16 protein-coding genes are annotated in these 21,053 nt (G+C 65.4%); 8 read left to right on the top strand and 8 right to left on the bottom strand.

The genetic code is table 11. The annotated features are described in order from the left end of the window. Window positions 1-62 precede the first annotated feature (62 nt). Window positions 63-755 (bottom strand): TetR/AcrR family transcriptional regulator, encoded by a 693-nt coding sequence (locus DIE21_RS14905; protein ID WP_124498409.1) that lies wholly within the window; start codon window positions 753-755, stop codon window positions 63-65. 364 nt (window positions 756-1,119) lie between these two features. Between DIE21_RS14905 and DIE21_RS14895 the strand changes: the two genes are divergently transcribed. The 5 genes from DIE21_RS14895 to hydA all read left to right on the top strand — a co-directional run bounded on the left by DIE21_RS14895 (window position 1,120) and on the right by hydA (window position 8,373). Then, the gene (locus tag DIE21_RS14895) at window positions 1,120-2,400 is read left to right on the top strand and encodes a Zn-dependent hydrolase (RefSeq protein WP_124498408.1); all 1,281 of its coding nucleotides are present in this window, start codon (window positions 1,120-1,122) and stop codon (window positions 2,398-2,400) included. Between the two features lie 129 nt (window positions 2,401-2,529). After that, the gene (locus DIE21_RS14890; RefSeq protein WP_124498407.1) at window positions 2,530-3,867 is read left to right on the top strand and encodes an NAD(P)-dependent oxidoreductase; all 1,338 of its coding nucleotides are present in this window, start codon (window positions 2,530-2,532) and stop codon (window positions 3,865-3,867) included. Between the two features lie 81 nt (window positions 3,868-3,948). Then, window positions 3,949-5,256, top strand: coding sequence for an NAD-dependent dihydropyrimidine dehydrogenase subunit PreA (gene preA / locus DIE21_RS14885; protein WP_124498406.1), 1,308 nt, complete (start codon window positions 3,949-3,951; stop codon window positions 5,254-5,256). Window positions 5,257-5,360: 104 nt separating this feature from the next. Next, entirely contained in the window at window positions 5,361-6,869 is a 1,509-nt protein-coding gene (locus DIE21_RS14880) for an NCS1 family nucleobase:cation symporter-1 (RefSeq protein WP_124498405.1), read from the top strand. Window positions 6,870-6,915: 46 nt separating this feature from the next. Beyond that, window positions 6,916-8,373: a dihydropyrimidinase gene (gene hydA, locus DIE21_RS14875; RefSeq protein ID WP_124498404.1), complete on the top strand. Its 1,458-nt coding sequence runs from the start codon at window positions 6,916-6,918 to the stop codon at window positions 8,371-8,373. A gap of 41 nt (window positions 8,374-8,414) precedes the next feature. On the opposite strand, the gene DIE21_RS14870 is transcribed toward hydA, so the two are convergent. The 6 genes from DIE21_RS14870 to hisD all read right to left on the bottom strand — a co-directional run bounded on the left by DIE21_RS14870 (window position 8,415) and on the right by hisD (window position 16,125). Continuing rightward, window positions 8,415-9,536 (bottom strand): aromatic ring-hydroxylating dioxygenase subunit alpha, encoded by a 1,122-nt coding sequence (locus DIE21_RS14870; protein WP_124498403.1) that lies wholly within the window; start codon window positions 9,534-9,536, stop codon window positions 8,415-8,417. 206 nt (window positions 9,537-9,742) lie between these two features. Then, the gene (msrA, locus tag DIE21_RS14865; RefSeq protein WP_124498402.1) at window positions 9,743-10,486 is read right to left on the bottom strand and encodes a peptide-methionine (S)-S-oxide reductase MsrA; all 744 of its coding nucleotides are present in this window, start codon (window positions 10,484-10,486) and stop codon (window positions 9,743-9,745) included. Window positions 10,487-10,552: 66 nt separating this feature from the next. Next, window positions 10,553-12,424 (bottom strand): cytochrome c biogenesis protein DipZ, encoded by a 1,872-nt coding sequence (locus tag DIE21_RS14860; protein WP_124498401.1) that lies wholly within the window; start codon window positions 12,422-12,424, stop codon window positions 10,553-10,555. Window positions 12,425-12,461: 37 nt separating this feature from the next. After that, on the bottom strand, window positions 12,462-13,007 hold the full coding sequence (msrB, locus tag DIE21_RS14855) for a peptide-methionine (R)-S-oxide reductase MsrB (protein WP_124498400.1): 546 nt from the start codon (window positions 13,005-13,007) through the stop codon (window positions 12,462-12,464). 258 nt (window positions 13,008-13,265) lie between these two features. After that, window positions 13,266-14,396 carry a porin gene (locus tag DIE21_RS14850; protein WP_124498437.1) on the bottom strand — a complete coding sequence of 377 codons (1,131 nt, stop codon included), beginning with the start codon at window positions 14,394-14,396 and terminating at the stop codon, window positions 13,266-13,268. A 442-nt stretch (window positions 14,397-14,838) separates the two neighbouring features. Next, window positions 14,839-16,125 carry a histidinol dehydrogenase gene (gene hisD / locus DIE21_RS14845; protein WP_124498399.1) on the bottom strand — a complete coding sequence of 429 codons (1,287 nt, stop codon included), beginning with the start codon at window positions 16,123-16,125 and terminating at the stop codon, window positions 14,839-14,841. A 384-nt stretch (window positions 16,126-16,509) separates the two neighbouring features. Between hisD and DIE21_RS14840 the strand changes: the two genes are divergently transcribed. Both DIE21_RS14840 and DIE21_RS14835 read left to right on the top strand, forming a co-directional pair. Then, window positions 16,510-17,175 carry a ThuA domain-containing protein gene (locus DIE21_RS14840; RefSeq protein WP_124498398.1) on the top strand — a complete coding sequence of 222 codons (666 nt, stop codon included), beginning with the start codon at window positions 16,510-16,512 and terminating at the stop codon, window positions 17,173-17,175. Window positions 17,176-17,271: 96 nt separating this feature from the next. Continuing rightward, window positions 17,272-19,059 carry a thiamine pyrophosphate-binding protein gene (locus DIE21_RS14835; protein WP_124498397.1) on the top strand — a complete coding sequence of 596 codons (1,788 nt, stop codon included), beginning with the start codon at window positions 17,272-17,274 and terminating at the stop codon, window positions 19,057-19,059. A gap of 108 nt (window positions 19,060-19,167) precedes the next feature. On the opposite strand, the gene DIE21_RS14830 is transcribed toward DIE21_RS14835, so the two are convergent. Then, window positions 19,168-19,956 (bottom strand): inositol monophosphatase family protein, encoded by a 789-nt coding sequence (locus tag DIE21_RS14830; protein ID WP_260432497.1) that lies wholly within the window; start codon window positions 19,954-19,956, stop codon window positions 19,168-19,170. A gap of 218 nt (window positions 19,957-20,174) precedes the next feature. Between DIE21_RS14830 and DIE21_RS14825 the strand changes: the two genes are divergently transcribed. Beyond that, window positions 20,175-21,020, top strand: coding sequence for a helix-turn-helix transcriptional regulator (locus DIE21_RS14825; protein ID WP_260432496.1), 846 nt, complete (start codon window positions 20,175-20,177; stop codon window positions 21,018-21,020). Window positions 21,021-21,053: the final 33 nt, after the last annotated feature.

Here is a 21,053-nt window from a genome sequence, read left to right as displayed (position 1 = left end):
GCGACGGGCATCGTGCCCGTCGCCCGTTTTGCTTTCCCGGGAATGCGCGATCGCGCTACGCGCTATACGTTCGCGTTCGGCGACACCGCACCGCATGCGCGGATCACGAGCTGCACGACCTGCTCGGTCTTCTCGGCGAAGGCCTTCTGCGTGAACGCACGCTTGCCGCTCAGCGCGCGGATCTGCGCGTCGAAATCCGCATAGTGCTGCGTGGTCGCCCAGATCAGGTACATCAATGCATGCGCATCGATCGGTGCGAGCAGTCCGCGCGCGATCCAGCCTTCGATCACCTTCACGCGTGTGTCGAACCACGGCTTCACGCGTTCCGACAGGATGTCCTGCATGTGCGTGGCGCCGTGGATGATCTCGTTGGCCCACACTTTCGAGCCGAGCGGGCGCCGTCGCGACAGATCCATTTTCGCGCGCACGTAGCTGCCGATCGCTTCGACCGGATCGTCGCCGGCCTCGAACGATCCGGCCGCGCGGTGCCAGTCTTCGAACAGGTCGTCGAGCACACGGCGGTACAGCGCAAGCTTCGTCGGGAAGTAGTAATGCAGGTTCGCTTTCGGCAGGCCCGCACGTTCGGCGATCATCGCGGTGCTCGCGCCGTCGAGCCCGCGCTCCGCGAACACGGCTTCCGCACAGGCCAGCAGATGCGCCTCGTTGGACTCGCGGATGTGCGCCTTGCGTCGCCGCAAAGGCGTGCCCGTTTCGTCGTGGCCGCCGGCTTCGGCGGCCGCTTCGTCATGTCTCATCGTTGCCCTCGCGCGGCATGCATGCCGCGTTGGGCTTCATTCTAGCCGCTGGTTCGCGTCGAGCGCACGTGCGTGCGCACATCCGCGCATGCGAGATGCTGCGATGCGGTGGCACGTTTCTCGCTCGACCGAGTCACGCAAGAAAGACATTGCGCTGCGCATTTTGATCGTCTAAAACCTGTCCAATCGGACAGGATTCAACGAGCGGCGGAGCGCGGTGCCGGTACTCCGCCGATCGATCGGACGAATCGCGCGAACGATGCGCATCTGCACCTTGCGGGTGCGGGTTTGCCCCGACTGCAGCAATGCGTGCACCGGCAGCGACCGGGATGACGACATGACCGACCCCACAGGAGCGATACGTATGGACGCGGTATCGGAAACAGTGAAGCGGGCAGCATTCGACACGTCGATCAAGGTCGACGGCAGGCGGTTGTGGGACAGCCTGATGGAGGTCGCGAAGATCGGCGCCACGCCGAAGGGCGGTGTCTGCCGCCTCGCGCTGACCGATCTCGACAAGGCCGGCCGCGACCTGATCGTTAGCTGGGCGAAGGCGGCCGGTTGCACGGTGACGGTCGATACGATGGGCAACGTGTTCATGCGCCGCGCGGGCCGCGTGGCCGACGCGGCGCCGGTCGTCACCGGCTCGCATGCGGATTCGCAGCCGACGGGCGGCCGCTTCGACGGCATCTACGGCGTGCTCGGCGGCCTCGAGGTGATTCGCAGTCTCAACGATCACGGCATCGAGACCGAGCATCCGGTCGAAGTCGTGATCTGGACCAACGAGGAAGGCTCGCGCTTCGCGCCCGCGATGGTCGCGTCGGGCGTGTTCGCGGGCGTCTTTCCGCTCGAGTACGGGCTGTCGCGCAAGGACGTCGACGGCAAGACGATCGGCGAGGAGCTGGCGCGCATCGGCTATGCGGGCGCCGTGCCGTGCGGCGGCCGCAAGCTGCACGCGGCGTTCGAGCTGCATATCGAGCAGGGGCCGATACTCGAGGCGGAGTGCAAGACGATCGGTGTCGTGACGGATGCGCAGGGGCAGCGCTGGTACGAGATCACGTTCACCGGCCAGGAAGCGCATGCGGGGCCGACGCCGATGCCGCGCCGCCGCGACGCGTTGCTCGGCGCGTCGCGCGTCGTCGATCTCGTGAACCGGATCGGCCTCAATCACGCGCCGTTCGGCTGTGCGACGGTCGGGATGATGCAGGTCCACCCGAACTCGCGCAACGTGATTCCGGGCCGCGTGTTCTTCACCGTCGATTTCCGGCATCCGGACGACGCCGTGCTCGCGGAGATGGACGCCGCGCTGCGCGACGGCGTCGCGCGCATCGCGGGCGAGATCGGGCTCGACACCGCACTCGAGCAGATTTTCTACTACAAACCCGTCGCGTTCGATCCGGCTTGCGTGGCCGCCGTGCGCGGCGCGGCCGACCGCTTCGGCTATTCGCATCGCGACATCGTGTCGGGTGCGGGACACGACGCGTGCTACCTGGCGCAGGTCGCGCCGACGTCGATGGTGTTCGTGCCCTGCGTCGACGGCATCAGCCACAACGAGATCGAGGACGCGACGCCTGCGTGGATCGAGGCCGGCGCGAACGTGCTGCTGCACGCGATGCTGTCGCGTGCCTGCGAGCCGGTTTCATGACGGATCGAATGTAGCGCAGCCGCCAGGCGGTTCACCGCCTGACCATGGCACGCCAAAGCATGACCGCCCCGACTGTGCATTCGCAGCCGGCGGGGACGGCTTTGTCTCCACCCAGTCGAAGGAACGCGTATGACCACCCAGCCAACCGGCGATATCGCCGCGCATCGCCTGTCGTCCACGCAACTCTCGTGCGAATTCGCCGATATCGCGCCGCTGCTCGATCCGACTGCCGCCGCGGCCGCCGCCAGCCGCTGCCACTACTGCTACGACGCGCCGTGCGTGCAGGCCTGCCCGACGCAGATCGACATACCGAGCTTCATCCGCAAGATCGGCAACGGCAACCTGAAGGGCGCGGCGACCGATATCCTGTCCGCGAACCCGCTCGGCGGGATGTGCGCACGCGTGTGTCCGACCGAGATCCTGTGCGAAGGCGCGTGCGTGCGCAATCATCAGGATGCGCAGCCGGTCGCGATCGGCGCGCTGCAGCGGCACGCGACCGACTGGGCGATGGCGACCGGCGCGGTGCGCTTCACGCGTGCGCCCGATACGGGGCGGCATGTCGCGGTGGTCGGTGCAGGGCCGGCCGGGCTTGCGTGCGCGCACCGGCTCGCGGTGGCCGGGCATCGCGTCACGCTGTTCGATGCGCGACCGAAGGCGGGCGGCTTGAACGAATACGGGATCGCTGCCTACAAGACCGTCGACGATTTCGCGCAGCGCGAGGTCGAGTGGCTGCTGTCGGTCGGCGGCATCGCGCTGGAGACGGGCGTCGCGCTCGGCCGCGACGTGACGCTCGACGCGCTGCGCGAGCGGCACGACGCGGTGTTTCTCGCGATGGGCCTGGGCGGCGTGCGCACGCTCGAGATCGACGGCGAGCAACTGGCAGGCGTGATGAACGCGGTCGACTTCATCGAGCAGGTGCGGCAGGCCGACGAGCTGGAGAACGTGCCGGTCGGGCGGCGCGTGGTCGTGATCGGCGGCGGCAACACGGCGATCGACGCGGCCGTGCAGAGCCGCAAGCTCGGCGCGGTGCGCGTGACGATGGTGTACCGGCGCGGCGTGGACACGATGAGCGCGACCTGGGCCGAACGCGAGTTCGCGCAAAAGAGCGGCGTCACGCTCGTCACGCATGCGAAGCCGGTGCGCATCGCGGGCGCGGACGGGCACGTGACGGGCGTCGAATTCGAGGCCGCGTCGGGCGAGCGCTTCACCGTCGACGCGGACGTGGTGCTGAAGGCGATCGGCCAGACGCTGGTGCCGGACGGTGTCGCGGCCGCGCTGCTGACGGCGGACGGTACGCGCATCGCGGTCGATGCGGACGGACGCACCGCGTGGCCCGACGTGTGGGCCGGCGGCGATTGCGCGGCAACCGGCGGCATCGATCTCACGGTGCAGGCCGTGCAGGACGGCAAGCGCGCGGCCGCGGCGATCGCCGCGGCGCTCGCGCAGCGCGATGCCAAGGCCGCGTGAACGCGGCATACGCAACGGCATCGCGAGCGTCACGCACGCCGCGCGGATCACGATAAACGCCCCATTTTCACGGAGCCGAACATGGCCGACCTTCGCTGCACCATCGCAGGCATCACTTCGCCGAATCCCTTCTGGCTCGCGTCCGCGCCGCCGACCGACAAGGCATACAACGTCAACCGCGCATTCGAGGCGGGCTGGGGCGGCGTCGTGTGGAAGACGCTCGGGCTCGATCCGCACGTCGTCAACGTCAGCTCGCGCTACGGCGCGGTGCAATGGAACGGCCAGCGGATCGCCGGGCTGAACAACATCGAGCTGATCACCGATCGACCGCTCGACGTGAACCTGAGAGAGATCGCGCAGGTGAAGCGCGACTGGCCCGACCGGGCGCTCATCGTGTCGCTGATGGTGCCGTGCAACGAGCGCGACTGGAAATGGATCCTGCCGCTCGTCGAGGATACGGGCGCCGATGCGGTCGAGCTGAACTTCGGCTGCCCGCACGGGATGAGCGAGCGCGGGATGGGCGCGGCCGTCGGCCAGGTGCCGGAATACGTCGAGATGGTCACGCGCTGGGTCAAGGAAGGGTCGAAGCTGCCATGCCTCGTGAAGCTCACGCCGAACATCAGCGACATCCGGACGGGCTCGCGTGCCGCCTACAAGGGCGGCGCGGACGGCGTGTCGCTGATCAACACGATCAACTCGATCGTCGCGGTGGACCTCGACCAGATGGCGCCGATGCCGACCGTCGACGGCAAGGGCACGCACGGCGGCTACTGCGGCCCGGCGGTCAAGCCGATCGCGTTGAACATGGTCGCGGAGATCGCACGTGACCCGGAAACGCCGAACCTGCCGATTTCCGGCATCGGTGGCATTTCGTCGTGGCGCGACGCGGCCGAGTTCATGGTGCTCGGCGCCGGCAGCGTGCAGGTGTGCACCGCCGCGATGCATTACGGCTTCCGGATCGTGTCGGATCTCGCCGACGGGCTGTCGAACTGGATGGACGAGAAGGGCTACGCGACGCTCGACGACGTGCGCGGCCGCGCGGTGCCGAACGTCACTGACTGGAAATACCTGAACCTGAAGTACGACATCAAGGCGCGCATCGACCAGGACCGCTGCATCCAGTGCGGGCTGTGCCATATCGCGTGCGAGGACACGTCGCACCAGGCGATCACCGCCGAGAAGGACGGCGTGCGGCATTTCGAGGTGGTGGATGCGGAGTGCGTCGGGTGCAATCTTTGCATGCATGTGTGTCCGGTCGAGCAATGCATCACGATGGAGCGGGTCGACGCGGGCGACTACGCGAACTGGACCACGCATCCGAACAACCCGGCGCGCGCCGACGCGGGTGCAAGCCCGGCGGAACCCGCGAAGCACGCGAAGGCGGCCTGACCGGCGGCCGGCGGCGCGGTACGGGCCGTCCCCGCCGCTTTTGTTCTGTTCGGCGGCCGGCATCGCACGATGCCGGCGCTGACGTTTACGTGGAGCGCGTTCCGATGAAACCAGCAGCGATTCCCGCCGATCCCGACAGCGCCGTGGCGCCGGCCGGCAGCCTGTACAACGACGACCTCGCGCCGACGACCGCGGCGCAGCGCACATGGAAGTGGTACCACTTCGCGGCGCTGTGGGTCGGGATGGTGATGAACATCGCGTCGTACATGCTCGCGGCCGGGCTGATCCAGGAAGGCATGTCGCCGTGGCAGGCCGTGCTGACGGTGTTGCTCGGCAACCTGATCGTGCTCGCGCCGATGCTGCTGATCGGCCATGCGGGCGCGAAGCACGGGATTCCGTACGCGGTGCTCGTGCGCGCGTCGTTCGGCACGCAGGGCGCGAAGCTGCCCGCGCTGTTGCGCGCGATCGTCGCGTGCGGCTGGTACGGCATCCAGACCTGGCTCGGCGGCAGCGCGATCTACACGCTGCTGAACATCCTGACCGGCAACGCATTGCACGGCGCTGCGCTGCCGCTCGTCGGCATCTCGTTCGGGCAGCTCGCGTGCTTCCTCGCGTTCTGGGCGCTGCAGCTGTACTTCATCCTGCACGGCACCGATTCGATCCGCTGGCTCGAGAGCTGGTCGGCGCCGATCAAGGTCGTGATGTGCATCGCGCTCGTGTGGTGGGCGACGTCGCAGGCGGGCGGCTTCGGCTCGATGCTGTCGGCGCCGTCGCAGTTCGTCGCGGGCGGCAGGAAGGCGGGACTCTTCTGGGCGACGTTCTGGCCAGGCCTGACCGCGATGGTCGGCTTCTGGGCAACGCTTGCGCTGAACATTCCCGACTTCACGCGCTTCGCGCATTCGCAGCGCGACCAGGTGATCGGGCAGTCGATCGGGCTGCCGCTGCCGATGGCGCTGCTGTCGGTGGTGTCGGTCGTCGTGACGTCGGCGACCGTCGTGATCTACGGCAACGCGATCTGGGATCCGATCGACCTGACGAGCCGGATGACCGGCATCGGCGTCGGCATCGCGCTCGTGATCCTCACGCTCGACACGATGTGCTGCAACCTCGCGGCGAACCTCGTCGGCCCTGCCTATGATTTCTCGAGCCTGTGGCCGAAGGTGATCTCGTATCGCACCGGCGGGATGATCACCGCGACGATCGCGATCGTGATGATGCCGTGGAAGATCCTCGCGACGACGGACGGCTATATCTTCACCTGGCTCGTCGGCTATTCGGCGCTGCTCGGGCCGGTCGCGGGCATCATGATGGTCGATTACTTCCTGATTCGCGGCACGCGGCTCGATACACACGCACTGTTCGACGAGCGCGGCGACTTCAGCTATGCGCGCGGCTGGAACCCGGCCGCACTGGTTGCGCTCGCGATCGGCGTGCTGCCGAACCTGCCGGGCTTCCTGCACACCGCATTCCCGGCGTCGTTTCCGAACGTACCGGTATTCTTCAACACGCTTTACACGTATGCGTGGTTCGTCGGCCTCGTGCTGGCGTCCGGCGTGTACGGCACCTGGATGAAGTGGCGCGCAGCACAGCGCGCGCAGGTCGCGAGCGCGTGATGCGCGAACGCATGCGGCATCCGACAGTCAACGAGGAGGCAACGACATGGCAATCCTGATTCGCGGCGGCACCGTGGTCGATGCGGACCGCACCTATCGCGCGGACGTACTGTGTGCCGACCCGCAGGACGGCGGCACGATCCTGCAGATCGCGGAGACGATCGACGCGCCGGCCGGCGCGGCGGTGGTCGACGCGCACGACCAGTACGTGATGCCGGGCGGCATCGATCCGCATACGCACATGGAACTGCCGTTCATGGGCACGACGGCGAGCGACGATTTCTATTCGGGCACCGCCGCGGGGCTGTCGGGCGGCACGACGAGCATCATCGACTTCGTGATCCCGAGCCCGAAGCAGCCGCTGATGGACGCGTTCCACGAATGGCGCGGCTGGGCCGAGAAGGCGGCGGCCGACTACGGGTTTCACGTGGCCGTTACCTGGTGGGACGAATCGGTGCACCGCGACATGGGCACGCTCGTGCGCGAGCACGGCGTGTCGAGCTTCAAGCACTTCATGGCGTACAAGAACGCGATCATGGCCGACGATGAAGTGCTCGTGAACAGCTTCTCGCGTTCGCTCGAACTCGGCGCGCTGCCGACCGTGCACGCGGAGAACGGCGAGCTCGTGTTCCGGCTGCAACAGGCGCTGCTCGCACGCGGGATGACGGGGCCGGAGGCGCATCCGCTGTCGCGGCCGCCCGAGGTCGAGGGCGAGGCCGCGAACCGCGCGATCCGGATCGCGCAGGTGCTCGGCGTGCCCGTGTATATCGTGCACGTGTCGGCAAAGGACGCGGTCGATGCGATCACGCGCGCGCGCAGCGAGGGGCTGCGCGTGTTCGGCGAGGTGCTGCCGGGCCACCTGGTGATCGACGAGGCGGTGTATCGCGACCCGGACTGGACGCGTGCGGCCGCGCACGTGATGAGCCCGCCGTTCCGCTCGGCCGAGCATCGCGAGGCGCTGTGGCGCGGGCTGCAGGCCGGGCAGCTGCATACGACCGCGACCGATCACTGCGTGTTCTGCGCGTCGCAGAAGGCGATGGGCCGCGAGGATTTCACGAAGATCCCGAACGGCTGCGGCGGCGTCGAGGACCGCATGTCGGTGCTGTGGCATCACGGCGTGAATCACGGCCGCATCACGCCGAACGAGTTCGTGCGGATCACGTCGACGAACGCCGCGCAGATCTTCAACCTGTATCCGCGCAAGGGCGCCGTGCAGGTCGGCGCCGACGCGGACCTGGTCGTCTGGGATCCGGCCGCGACGAAGACGATCTCGGTGAAGACCCATCACCAGCAGGTCGATTTCAACGTGTTCGAGGGGATGACGGTGCAGGGCGTCGCGACGCACACGCTCACGCGCGGCGCGCTCGCATGGGCCGACGGCGAACTGCGTGCGGTGCGCGGCGCGGGCCGCTACCTGAAGCGCCCGCCCGCGGCCGGCTACTACGAGGCCGCACGGATCGCGAACCGGCTGCGCGAGCCGCATCCGGTCGAGCGCACCGGCTGAGCGAGCGCGAAGCGGGCGAAAGCGGGCGCGCGCCGCGGCGGTCAGCGCGCGTCGCCCGCGTTCGCTTCGCGGATCGGGATCACGGTGCGCGCGCCGCACTGGCGCAGCAGGTCGCGCAGTTCGTTGATGACCGGGAACACCTCGTGATTCCAGTCGGCGCCTTGCCGGTCGTGCGCTTCCTGCTCGCGCTCGACGATCCAGCGATCCTCGCGGAAGATCCGCTCGGTGAACCAGACGAGCAGCGGCCACGCGAGATCGAGCGCGAACGGAATGCCGGGCTTGTGGATCGACAGCAGTCCGAACGTGCGGTTGGTGCGCTGCTGCGCGTCGAGCGGCACGTAGACGATCCACAGGTCCATCACGAGCGTGCCTTCGCTCGAGCGGATCTGCAGCGTCTGGTACGGGTAGCCGGTGCGCACCGTCATCACGCTCTTGTCGGCCTGGTCGCCGGGCTTCTTGCTCGAACCGAACACGAGCGCCTCGCCGACCGGCTGCTTGCCTTCCATCCGCGCGAACGTGTAGTCGACCTCGACCCAGTCGTCGCCGCGCCGCCGGCCGATGCTGCGCGCGCGCATCTGCCCCATCTGCTTGCGATGCAGGAACTGATGGTTCATGTCCATCAGGTTCTCGTGCATGAACGAGTAGTGGCACTTGACCTCGCGGCCGAAGCGGCGCGTCTTGAATGCGCGGTCGTCCGCTGATTCGAGCGCGGGGAACGGGCGTTCGTCGGCGAGCGTCGCGTCGCCGGGGAACACGAAGACCAGACCGTGCGCTTCGCGGCACGGATACGCGCGCACGCCGTTGGGCAGGCGCTCGCGGCCGAGGTAGGGCACGTCGACGCAGCGGCCGCTGTCGCACGCGTAGGTCCAGCCGTGATAGCAGCAGCGCAGCGTTTCGCCGGTCACGACGCCCGCATGCAGCGGCACCTGGCGGTGCGCGCAACGATCTTCGAGCGCATACACGGCGCCGGATTCGGTGCGCACGAGCACGATCGGATCGCCGGCGAAGCGCACGCCGAGCGTCTGGCCGCGCTTGAGCTCGCGCGACCACGCGAGCGGATACCAGTGATCGGGATGGATGGGCACGCGGCGCAGGTCGCGCACGACCGAGCCGGTGGACGGTTCTTCGAGAGCACTGCTGTCAGGCAAAGGCACTGCGCGCATGCGTGACGCCTCCTGGCGGGCTGAAGCGTTCCGGGCGCCGCGGGTCGCGGCGGGGAGCTGATCTGGAGAAGTCTACGCGAAGTTGGCCCGCGAAGCTGATGCATTGCGGGTTTGCCCGGTCGGGCCGGCATGCGTTTCGTTGATGCAGCGCAAACGCGGCCGGTGGCGCGGGCCGGCCGCGTACCCGCCGCACGGCCGGCGGTCCGTCACTGGCGGGCGTCGCGCCACAGCACCGCGTCGGCGCGGTACAGCGCGGGGAAGCGCTGCTTCAGCCCGGCGACCTTCGGCAGGTCGTTGAACGCGATGTACGGCGCGTCGGGATGCAGCTCGAGGTAGTTCTGGTGATACGCCTCGGCCGGATAGAAGCCCTTGTACGCCTCGACGCGCGTGACGACGGGCGCCGGGAACGTGTGTGCGGTGCCGAGCTGCGCGATGTACGCGGTTGCGACCGCTCGCTGCTGCGCGGTGGTCGGGAAGATCGCGGACCGGTATTGCGAACCTTCGTCGGGGCCCTGACGGTCGAGTTCGGTCGGATCGTGCGCGACCGAGAAGAACACCTGCAGCAGCCGGCCGTAGGTGATCTGCGTCGGGTCGTAGACGATGCGCACCGATTCCGCATGGCCGGTCAGCCCGGTGCCGACCATCGCGTAATGCGCGGTTTCGGATGCGCCGCCAGCATAGCCGGCCGTGACCTGCTTCACGCCCTTCACGTGCTCGAACACGCCTTGCACGCCCCAGAAGCAGCCGCCGGCGAGCACGGCTGCTTCCTCGTGGGACGCGCCCGGGGTTTCGTCGAGCGTCGGCGCGGGCACGGTGCGCATCGGTTCCGCGGAACTGACGACGCGCTGGTAGCCGAACACGGCGGCGGCCGCGACGGCGAGCGCGCCGATCCGGCGCAGCATGGCCGCCCGTCGCCGCGGTGCGGGATCGGGAGTGGATGTCGGGGTCATGATTTGCTCCTTCGAAATGCGGGACGGGATAAGCTGGTCGGGCTGCGTCCGCAACTGCGTCCGCGCTCAACCAAACGTGAACGCATACGCATCGACGCCGGGATCGAGAAACTCGATCGAGAACGTGCGGTCGGCGATCGCGCCCGGCTGCCGGACCAGCTGGTACAGGCGTTGGCCGGTGACGGTGCCGTAGCCCTGTGCATCGACGTCGGCGCCGTGTGCCGCGCCCGGTGCCGCGCCGTCGAGCGTCACGCGAAAGCGCACCGGCTTGCCGTTCGCGCCCGGGCCGAGCACGAGGTGCAGGTCGCGCGCATGGAAGCGGTAGACGATCCTGCCGGCGGGCGCGGCGAGCGTCGCGCGCTCGGCGCCGACCTGCCACGTGCCGGCGAGGCCCCAGTCGTTCAGGCCGGGCTGCGCGGGCGCGTCGTAGCGGTGCGCCGCGTCGCGCACGACGCCGCCCGGCGACGTGAAGTCTTCCGCGCGCGCATAGCCGACATAGGTTTCCGGCGAGCGGACGTCCGCGCTGTCGGCCGCCGCGAGCGCGCCCTTCGCGGGCGCGCCGGTGAGGCCGAGCGGCACGTTCAGCGCTTCCGGGTGGCCGGCTTCGGCGAGCAGCGACTGGATCGCGCGTTCCGACTGCGCGTACTCGCCTTCGCCGAAGTGGTGGTGGCGGATCCGCCCCTGCGCGTCGACGAAGTAGTGCGCGGGCCAGTATTCGTTGCCGAACGCGCGCCAGATCGCATAGCCGTTGTCGATCGCGACCGGGTAGTCGATGCCGAGGTCGTGCACGGCCTTCTTCACGTTGCCGATGTCGCGCTCGAACGCGAACTCCGGTGCGTGCACGCCGATCACGACGAGCCCGTACTTCGCGTATTTGTGCGCCCATGCGGTCGTGTACGGCAGCGTGCGCAGGCAGTTGATGCACGAATACGTCCAGAAATCGACGAGCACCACCTTGCCGCGCAGGCCGGCCGCGGTCAGCGGCGGCGAGTTCAGCCACTGCACCGCGCCGTCGAGCGACGGGAGCGTGCCTTCGACGGGCAGCGCGGCCTGCGCCTGCGTCGCGGGCGTCCTGTCGGCGGCGCGCATCATTGCGCTGCCGGCTGCCGGTGCGGCATCGGTCGTCGCGGCCATCATCGCGGCGCCTGCCGCGTCGCCGTTGCCGCTGGCGGCATTGCCCGTCGCGGAAATTGCCGTCGGCGCGCCATTCGAGCGCCCGCCGAGCCGGTCGACGAGCTTCGTCTCGAGTCCGCCCGTCGTGACGGTCGACAGTTGCGCGAGCGCACCCGTATCGAGGCCGAGCGCGATCGCGGCGACACCGGCCAGCAGCGCCGCGCCGATCCCGCGCCGGACCCATTCGCCGGCGCCAAGCGAGCGCTTCATCGCGGCGAACACCTTGCCGCCGATCACGAGCGCGACACCGAGCGACGTCGCCGCGCCGGCCGCATACGCGACCAGCAGCAGCGTCGTGCCGACGCTTGCGCCGCGCAGCGCGGCACCGGTCAGCACGAGGCCGAGGATCGGGCCCGCGCACGGCGCCCACAGCAGACCGGTCGCGACGCCGAGCAGGAGCGACGATGCGGGGCCCGCCGGGCGGCCGTCGCGCTGCGCGAACCCGGTGAGCCGGTTGCCGGCCGCGACGAGCGGGCGCGTCAGGTGTTCGGCGAAGCGCGGCAGCAGCAGCGTCAGGCCGAATACCGCAAGCAGCACGATGGCGAGCCAGCGGCCGGCCTGGTTGGCCTGCGCGACCCAGCCGCCGCCGACGGCGGCAAGCGTTGCGACGACGGCGAACGTGAGCGCCATGCCGATCAGCAGCGGCAGGCCGGTACGCACGAACGGCTGGTCGGCGCGCGCAAACACGAATGGCAGCACGGGCAGGATGCACGGGCTCAGGATCGTGAGCACGCCGCCGAGATAGGCGAGGACGATGAGCAGCATGGGGCAGTCTCCGGTCGTTCAGGAAGGCGGCGGCCCGTCAGGCGGCGGCCGGATGGAAGGCGAGCGCGAGCCCGTTCATGCAGTAGCGCAGGCCGGTGGGCGGCGGGCCGTCGTCGAACACGTGGCCGAGATGGCCGCCGCAGCGGCGGCAGTGCACTTCGGTGCGTGCCATTCCGTACGACGCATCGGCCTCGGTCGCGACCGCGTGGTCGAGCGGCTTCCAGAAGCTCGGCCAGCCGGTGTGGCTGTCGAACTTGGTGCTCGACGAGAACAGCGCGAGGTCGCAGCCGGCGCACGCGAACGTGCCGCGGCGGTGCTCGTCATTCAACGGGCTGCTGTACGGCGGCTCGGTGCCGGCGTCGCGCAGCACCGTGTATTGCGCGGGCGTGAGGCGGCGGCGCCATTCGGCGTTGGTGCGGGTGATTTCGAACGGGGTGGCCATCGGTGTGGCGGCCGACCCGGGGGCGGCGGGCGGCGCGGCGAAAGCACGGCCGACCAGCGCGCGGCGGCCGGCCGACGACAGCGCCGCGAGCGCGGCGAGGCCGGTGGCGCCGGCGAACAGCAAATGTCTGCGGGTGGGCATGATGGGCTCCTGGAAGCAGGTCCTGAAAACATGCGCACAGAGTAGGCAGCGGCCGGTGTCGAAGTCCTCACGGAAAGTTAAAGGATTTGTGATGATTGTCCGGGTGATGCACCCAGATCCGCTGAATTCTGCCTACGCCGCGTCTGACAAGGGTTTGCGGGAACTGGGTGGTCCGCCGGGTTCCGCGGAAATCCTCCACGAGCCGCGACTTTTCAGTGTTTTTTGAGTGTTCGTGGTTTCGTTCCTGGGCGTCAGGTGTCAGAAGTGATGCGTCATGCCCAGCCGAAATACCGACTGGTTTCCTGTCGACGACGTTCCGGCAGAGCCAATGATGTAAGCAGAATCGAGTCCGGTTCCGGTTTTTCCGTGGGCATTCATGTAGGCTCCCTGGAGATACACCGATGTCCGCTTGCTCAATGCGTAGTTCAACATCATCGATACCTGGTGCCAGATAATCGTGGAGGCCTCTGCGGTGCTCGAGAGGCGGCCGCGAGTGAACGTGTAAGCGCCTACGATTGAGAGTGCGGGGTCAAGGAAATATTGACCGTTGACTTCGAAGTTATCGAAGCGCCACGACGTCCAATACTGTGGGCCGATGTCACCGACGTAGGCATTGGCCGTCGGGTTGTTGACGCTCACGTGCGAGTAAGCAAGGGCGACATTCGACCCGCCCGAGAACATCCACCTGACACCGGCCGCGATATTCTCCTGACGCTCCGCGGAGAAAACACCCTCGGCAATTGCACCGGTATCGCTTGCGTTGCTGTTCGACTGGTGGAGATAAGCCACGGCGGCCGACAGCGGGCCAGCGGCATAGGAAATACCAACGCTATATGCCTGGTTGTTTGCGAACCCCGGCGAATTGCTGAACCCGAAGACGCCTTCCGCCTGAAATCCCGCGATGGTTGGCGACACGTATTTCACCGAGTTGTTCAGCCGGTAGTCGTAGTCCGCGTTGTCGTTATCGAAGGGATGCGCCGCCAAATCGCCGATCGTATTGCCCGCTGCCGTAAACGGGCTCCACATGTCGATCGTCGCGTCGTACTGGCGGCCGAGGGTGACTGTCCCCATCGTGGAGGAAGCAAGGCCGACGAAGGCTTGGCGCTTGAACAGCCGTCCGCTCTCGGCCAGAGCGCCGGTGTTTAGGTTCGTGCCATTCTCGAGGACAAAGATTGCGGATAGACCACGACCGAGATCTTCCGTGCCCTTGATGCCGAAACTCGTTTCGGCCGGGTCGCCGCTGACCATCGCGAGCGCCCGATGTCCGTTCGCATTCGAAGTGAAATTCAACCCGGTATCCAGGATACCGTAGAGAGTAACGCTGCTCTGCGCATGGGCCGCCGTCGAAGCAAGCAGCGTCAAGAATGCCGAAGCACAAGCTTTTTTCATCTTCCAGGCCTTCGTGTTCAATAAATTGCGCGGCGACGAGATCTTCAATGGATGAGTCGAGTTCGCCGGGGGTGTGTCGAAATCAACGCAGCGTCGATTCCGAGCACGCTATCGAAATCGGCGGGGCAAGAGGTTCAGTCGACGCGCTGGAAAGGGGGGCAAAGTGAATGCGATATGCGAATCCATGTGTCTCCTCATGAATTTTTTTGGATAGGTATGCGATGTAGTATTTGCAGCTATAAAAGTTCACTCAACTTCGCAAGCAGGGAATATTCGGCGCACATTGACGCTCTATCTGCGTCGGCGCGCGGCGAACCCGGATGGGGGCAGGGAGGCAGGGCTCGCGTGGCACGCGCATGAATTCCGATGCATCGACGGAATTGAAAATGGGCGCCCTCTCGGGCGCCCACACCATGGGGTCTACCGTGCGTCGTAGCCTCGGTTATGCCGGCTTCTTCCCGAATCGGCGGATGCGGATGTCGGCTTGCTCCTTGTGTCCGGCGAAGCCTTCCATCGCGCAGAGACGCGAACAGTATTCGCCGACCAAGGCCGACGCCTCGTCCGTGAGCACACGTTGGTATGTGCAGGTCTTGATGAACTTGCCGACCCACAGGCCCCCCGTATAGCGAGCGGATTTCATCGTAGGAAGCGTGTGATTCGTGCCGATGACCTTGTCGCCGTACGACACGTTCGTGCGATCGCCAAGGAAGAGTGCGCCGTAGTTGGTCATGTGCTGCAGGAAGTACAGCGGGTCGCGCGTCATTACCTGGACATGCTCTGATGCGATGCGGTCGGCTTCTTCAACGAGTTCGTCGACCGTGTCGCACAGGATGATTTCGCCGTAGTCTCGCCACGCGACAGATGCAACCGCCGCTGTGGGGAGGACGGCGAGTTGGCGTTCGATCTCGGCCGGCAGGCCTTCTGCGAGTTCCTTGGAGTTGGTCAGGAAGACCGTCGGGGAATTCACGCCGTGTTCTGCCTGGCCGAGAATGTCCGCGGCAACAATTTCCACGTCCGACGTTTCGTCGGCGATAACCAGTGTTTCGGTCGGCCCGGCAATCAGGTCGATGCCAATCTTGCCGAAGAGCTGACGCTTCGCTTCCGCGACGTATGCGTTACCCGGTCCGACAATCATGTCGACCGGTGCGAACTGCTCGGTGCCGAGCGCGAGCGCTGCAACTGCTTGTACGCCACCGAGGCAGTAAATTTCGTCCGCGCCGGCCAGATGCATCGCCGTGATGATGGCGGGATGGGGCTTTCCGTCGAAGGGGGGGGCAACAGCGACGACACGCTTGACCCCTGCAACCTTGGCGGTCAGCACGCTCATGTGTGCAGACGCGAGCAGCGGGTACTTACCGCCCGGAATATAGCAGCCGACCGAGTTCACGGGAATGTTCCTGTGACCCAGGATGACGCCGGGCAGCGTTTCGACTTCGACGTCCTTCAGTGCCGACTTTTGAACTTCGGCGAAGCGGCGAACCTGGGCTTGCGCGAACTTGATGTCGTCGATTTCGCGCGCGGACAGGCTGGCCACACAGGCCTGAATTTCTTCATCGCTCAGCCGGAACGACGCCGGATCCCATTTATCGAAACGCTTCGAGTATTCGCGGACAGCAATGTCGCCATTGGCGGCCACGTCCGCAATAATGCGTTCTACAGTATCGCGCACCTGCTTCGCGATTTCTTCCTGAGCGGCAACAGGCTTGCTTTTCTTAAGGTGCTGAATCACGACGAATCTCCTGGAACACAACCATCAAGTGAATTGATGGACGGATTCTCGGACGGCGTCTTACCCGAGGCAATTTCGCACTCCCGGTCGCTGTGACGCGAACTGACGCAGCATGGTGACGCGGTTTTCCGGTCGCACGCACTCGGCCGGGACAGTCGTTGTGCCGCGCCTTGCGCCTGCGTCACATTGCTTTCCGCCATCGGTCGCGACCGCCAAGTCGTTCTTCCCACGCCCAAAAATGGTGACGCACCCGAGCAGGCGTTACGCGTAAGCCTGGCGTACCCCCTGAAAGGCATGGGTTTACCCACCCTTGACAACGAGTATTCGATAAAACAGGATTGCGACTTATACGTATAAGTTATTCCCTCACACAGGAGCTTGAGCATGAGTCGCGTTCTTCATCTCTTCGGCGGTTGGCCCGGTCATTACCCCTACGAGGTGGCTGCGTGGACACGAGAACTGCTCAAGGAGCTCGATTGGAAAGTGGAGGAGTCGACCGACATCTTTACGCTCGATCGCGACCTGAAGGGCTACGACCTGATCGTGATCGGCTGGAACAACGCCGTCACGACCGAAACGCTGACGGCCTCGCAGGAGAATCACCTGCTCGAAGCGATTGAAAGCGGCACCGGACTGGCGGCATGGCACGGTGCCGGCGCCGCGTTTCGTGCGAGCTTGCGCTATCACATGGTGCTGGGCGGGTCGTTTGTGGAGCACCCGGCGGGCGAAGGATTTCCGCATCCGTATAGGGTGAACTTCATCGACCGCGAGCATCCCGTCTCGAAGAATGTCGAGGATTTCGAAGTGCGGTCGGAGCAGTACTACATGCAGGTCGACCCGAACAATCACGTCCTTGCCGAAACGACCTTCGACGGCAACCCGTTCCCCTGGCTCAAGGGCAACAAGAGCCCCGTGGCCTGGGTGAAGAACTGGGGCGATGGTCGGGTCTTCTACCACTCCATCGGCCACGATACCGGCAACCTCTCCGACCCGAACGTGCGTCGCCTGACGAAGCAGGGGCTTCAATGGGCCGTGCGCGGCGCCAAGTAATTTCCATGACTTGCTGACCACCGGCACGTCGCACCAGCACGTCGCGTTCCGTATCGATGAGCGTGATGTTGTTTCATTAACTTTGCAGGACTAACGATGGCAAAGCTTACTGGCAGTCAAATCGTCGCACAGACGTTAAAGAATTATGGGGTCGACTATGTCGCCGGTATCCCCGGACACGGCATCTGGACGCTGACGGACGCATTCCTGGAGAAGGACTCGGAGATCCGCTTCATTCAGGTTTTCCACGAGCAGAGTGCCGTTCACCTCGCGGATGGCTACTATCGTGTTTCGGGCAAGCCGATGGCCGCGGTCACCTCGATTGGTGCCGGCGCGAGCAATACCGTGATCGGTATGGCGACGGCCTTCACCGATTCGACCAGCGTGATGCTCATCACCGGTGGGCCGCCGACCCACATGCGGGGCCACGGTCTGCTGCAGGAGCTCGAACGCTACACCGACAACGACTTCCCGAAGATCGCGGAAGCCGTTTCGAAGCGCCACTGGGTCGCGCAACGCGTTGAAGAGCTGCCGTTCATCATGCATCGTGCGTTCAGTTCGATGGTCACCGGCCGACCAGGCCCGGTCCACGTCGAAATCCCGATGGACACGCAAGCGGAAGCAGCTGAAGTGCAACTCCATAGCCTGGAAGAACGCGTTCCGGTCGGCAAGGTGTTCCCGGACCCCGAGGCCATTGCAAAGGCCGCAGAAGTGCTGCGCTCGGCAAAGCGGCCCGTCATGGTGATCGGCGGCGGCGTGATTACGGGCGAGGCTTCGGCCGACGTGCTCGCGCTTGCAGAAAAGTGGAAGATTCCCGTCGTGACGACCTGGAATGGCAAGGGTGGCTTCCCGGAAGATCACGATCTTTTCGCAGGGAGCGTCGGCCAGACCGGCACGATGTGCGGCAACACGGTTGCGTCGACGGCCGACGTCATCATCGCTGTCGGCTGCCGCTTCACGGACTGGTCGTCGTCGAGCTATGCAAAGGGCGTGACATTTTCCATTCCGCCGGGTCGCCTGATCCATATCGACATCGACCCGCACGAAATCGGCAAGAACTATCCGGTGGCAGTGGGTATCGTGTCGGACGCCAGGCATGCGCTGGCGCATATCGTCGAAGCGCTGAAGGCGGACCAGGTCGAGCGCTCGGAATACCTGGCCGAAGTCAATGGGCATAAGGCAGATTGGGAGGCCAAGCTGTCCACGCGGCGCGATTCGGACCGTTTCCCGTTCACCTCGCAACGCCCGCTGGGCGCGCTCCGCAAGATCTTCCCGCGGGACACGATTGTCGTCGTCGGCTCGGGCAACACGCAGGGCGCGGTGAAGCAGACGTTCCCGGTGTATGAGCCGCGTACCCACCTGACGTCGGGCGGCTTCTCGTCGATGGGTTGGGCAGTGCCGGCGGCAATCGGTGCGAAGCTGGCCAAACCGGAGAGTCCGGTCGTCTGTATTCTCGGAGACGGCGACTTCCTGATGACCTCGCAAGAAATCGCCATCTGTGTAACCAACAACCTGCCGGTCGTTTTCATCATCCAGAACAACGCGGGTTACATGTCGATTCGGGGCGGGCAGCGCAAGCAAACCAGCCGTCATATCGGCACTGAGTTCAACTACCCGGATGGTCGGCCGTACTCGCCGGATTTCAAGGCTGTGGGCGAAGCGTTCGGTCTCAAATCGTGGCGCGTCGACAGCAACGATGCCCTCGAGCCGATTCTCAGGCAGGCCCTCGAATGCAACGAGCCGTGCCTCATCGAAATCCCGACCGATCGCGACGCGGCAGGCCCGTGGGTTCCGGGCTGGTGGGATTTCCCGATTCCGGCTTACATCACGGACGAGCGTCAGGATGAGTACGCTGAACTGCGTCAATCGGAGCAGCATCTGTAAAGATGCCTGGCGTTGGCGCTTCGAATGAATGCAGCGCCGCAGCCCCGCACGGCAGTACCGTGCGGGGTCGAACATCATTCGATGAAACGGATGCAGATCAGCGTGGGGTCAGGCAAGCAGACGAAGTGCGTCGAAGTGCAGGGCGTCGCCAGAAGCGGCCAGGACCGTACCGTCGGATGACTCGGTGAGATCTCGCCCGTGCCAATCCGTGATGCGGCCACCCGCGCTTTCGATGACGGGAACGATCGGCAGATAGTCGTGTGGCGCAAGCCCGGCTTCCACCACGAGATCGCATTGCCCGCGTGCGAGTGCGACATAGTTGAAGCAGTCGCCGCCGTACCGATGAACCGAAACCGAGCGAACGAGCGCCTTATATGATTCGCTTTGGCGAGCCGTGAACTTGTCGGGCGTGGTCGTGCAGAGACGAGCGACGCATAGCGACTCTACGCGTGGTCGGGCGGAACCGCTCGGGCTGTGAAGCGAATCGGTGGCTGCAATGATGCGATCGCCGAGCATCGGCAACTCGACCGCGCCAATCCACGGTATGCCATCGTGCAGCACGCCGATCAATGTTCCCCATAGTGGGCTACCTGTCACGAATGCGCGTGTACCGTCCAAGGGATCCAGTATCCAGCGTCGCCGCGAGGTTGACGACCCGATACTCGCACCGTATTCCTCGCCGACGATGGCGTCGTCGGGGTGCCGGTCTCGAATGCGTGAGCGGAGCGCGCGCTCCAGCGTCTTGTCGAAATCCGTGACGGGGGACCTGTCCGCTTTCTGTACTACGTCAAACCGGCGGTCAGCGGCTTCTTTCGCGAAGGAGCGTGCGAGAACGCACAGTTCCGAAACGGTTTCGAGGTAGTCGCTTCGCGAATCTGTATCGGGTTGGCTTGTCATGCGCATGGTGGCCGACGATAGGCGCTCCGTTTGGGCGCGTCCGTTGCAAAGACGCTAAACAATACGGGTAGTACCGAAAGATACATCAGCGCCGATGGAGGGTTCTATTTCGCAAATGATGAAAACGTGACGCACAGTGATGCTCTGCCGCGGGAGCGTGAGGTCAACGCCGCGGCTCGCTTGCCCGATCTGACGGGTAGATTGCTACGCAAACGCACATGACGAAATACCTGAATATGAACCGCGAAACCGATTGCGCGAACTTGTCCGCAAACCTGGCGGTCCTGGTGTCTACCTTTGATTCGGTAGCGGGGTTCTGCCGTAGGCTCAACATCAACCGCCAGCAGTTCAACAAGTACCTGGCAGGTCATCACGTCCCCTCGCAAAAGGTACTGATCAAGATATCGAAGTTCTTCATGATGGAGCCGTCAGACCTATTCAGGAAACCTGGCGATTTCCGTGCGTTCTACGAGGGGCTCGAGCACGACTTGCCGTTCGATCTTCGCTCGGCGCCGCGCCTCATCGAATTCCTGCCGCTGATCAAATCCTCCACGGCAGCCCTGCGCGACTTCCTCGGCGTCTACTATCGATACCACACCTCATCGATCTACAAAGGGAAGATCCTCAGGTCGGTTACGTGCCTGTACGAGCGCGACTCGATCGTCGAGTACGTCACGGTAGAGCGGTTCCCTCTCCAGGGCAGCGAACGTGGTGTGGGGTACTCCTTTACCTATCACGGGTTTTGCTTCCTGCTCGGCGACCGGATATTCATGATCGACTTCGAGGGCCGCCAGAAGAACGAGATGACGTTCTCGGTGCTCACACCTCAGCATCGGCGGCCGATACGGTATCTGTATGGATTGTTGACCGGGGTGGCTTCGTCGTCCTTTCGGCAGCCGTTTTCAACCAAGCTCGCGGTCAGCTATGTCGACCGCGGGCCGATTCGGAAAAGACACCTGCGCGACGCGACGGCATTGCTGCCGTTAGACCACTCGATTCCTGTCGAGATACGAGACTATTTGAATGCCAGCGACCAAAACGTCATCTGGGGCGGCGAGGGTTGATGTGACGTCGCATAACGGATGGATCCGGTGCGG

This window comes from Burkholderia sp. Bp9140 (assembly GCF_003853425.1).
Lineage (GTDB): Bacteria > Pseudomonadota > Gammaproteobacteria > Burkholderiales > Burkholderiaceae > Burkholderia.
Note: the sequence above shows the minus strand (reverse complement) of the source record. Positions and strands in the feature narration are given on the sequence as shown.

What these genes read in the sequence shown, in the direction of transcription:
- DIE21_RS14905 (WP_124498409.1), bottom strand. Translation starts at nt 755, where the DNA reads ATGAGACATGACGAAGCGGCCGCCGAAGCCGGCGGCCACGACGAAACG.
- DIE21_RS14895 (WP_124498408.1), top strand. Translation starts at nt 1,120, where the DNA reads ATGGACGCGGTATCGGAAACAGTGAAGCGGGCAGCATTCGACACGTCG.
- DIE21_RS14890 (WP_124498407.1), top strand. Translation starts at nt 2,530, where the DNA reads ATGACCACCCAGCCAACCGGCGATATCGCCGCGCATCGCCTGTCGTCC.
- preA (WP_124498406.1), top strand. Translation starts at nt 3,949, where the DNA reads ATGGCCGACCTTCGCTGCACCATCGCAGGCATCACTTCGCCGAATCCC.
- DIE21_RS14880 (WP_124498405.1), top strand. Translation starts at nt 5,361, where the DNA reads ATGAAACCAGCAGCGATTCCCGCCGATCCCGACAGCGCCGTGGCGCCG.
- hydA (WP_124498404.1), top strand. Translation starts at nt 6,916, where the DNA reads ATGGCAATCCTGATTCGCGGCGGCACCGTGGTCGATGCGGACCGCACC.
- DIE21_RS14870 (WP_124498403.1), bottom strand. Translation starts at nt 9,536, where the DNA reads ATGCGCGCAGTGCCTTTGCCTGACAGCAGTGCTCTCGAAGAACCGTCC.
- msrA (WP_124498402.1), bottom strand. Translation starts at nt 10,486, where the DNA reads ATGACCCCGACATCCACTCCCGATCCCGCACCGCGGCGACGGGCGGCC.
- DIE21_RS14860 (WP_124498401.1), bottom strand. Translation starts at nt 12,424, where the DNA reads ATGCTGCTCATCGTCCTCGCCTATCTCGGCGGCGTGCTCACGATCCTG.
- msrB (WP_124498400.1), bottom strand. Translation starts at nt 13,007, where the DNA reads ATGCCCACCCGCAGACATTTGCTGTTCGCCGGCGCCACCGGCCTCGCC.
- DIE21_RS14850 (WP_124498437.1), bottom strand. Translation starts at nt 14,396, where the DNA reads ATGAAAAAAGCTTGTGCTTCGGCATTCTTGACGCTGCTTGCTTCGACG.
- DIE21_RS14840 (WP_124498398.1), top strand. Translation starts at nt 16,510, where the DNA reads ATGAGTCGCGTTCTTCATCTCTTCGGCGGTTGGCCCGGTCATTACCCC.
- DIE21_RS14835 (WP_124498397.1), top strand. Translation starts at nt 17,272, where the DNA reads ATGGCAAAGCTTACTGGCAGTCAAATCGTCGCACAGACGTTAAAGAAT.
- DIE21_RS14830 (WP_260432497.1), bottom strand. Translation starts at nt 19,956, where the DNA reads ATGACAAGCCAACCCGATACAGATTCGCGAAGCGACTACCTCGAAACC.
- DIE21_RS14825 (WP_260432496.1), top strand. Translation starts at nt 20,175, where the DNA reads ATGACGAAATACCTGAATATGAACCGCGAAACCGATTGCGCGAACTTG.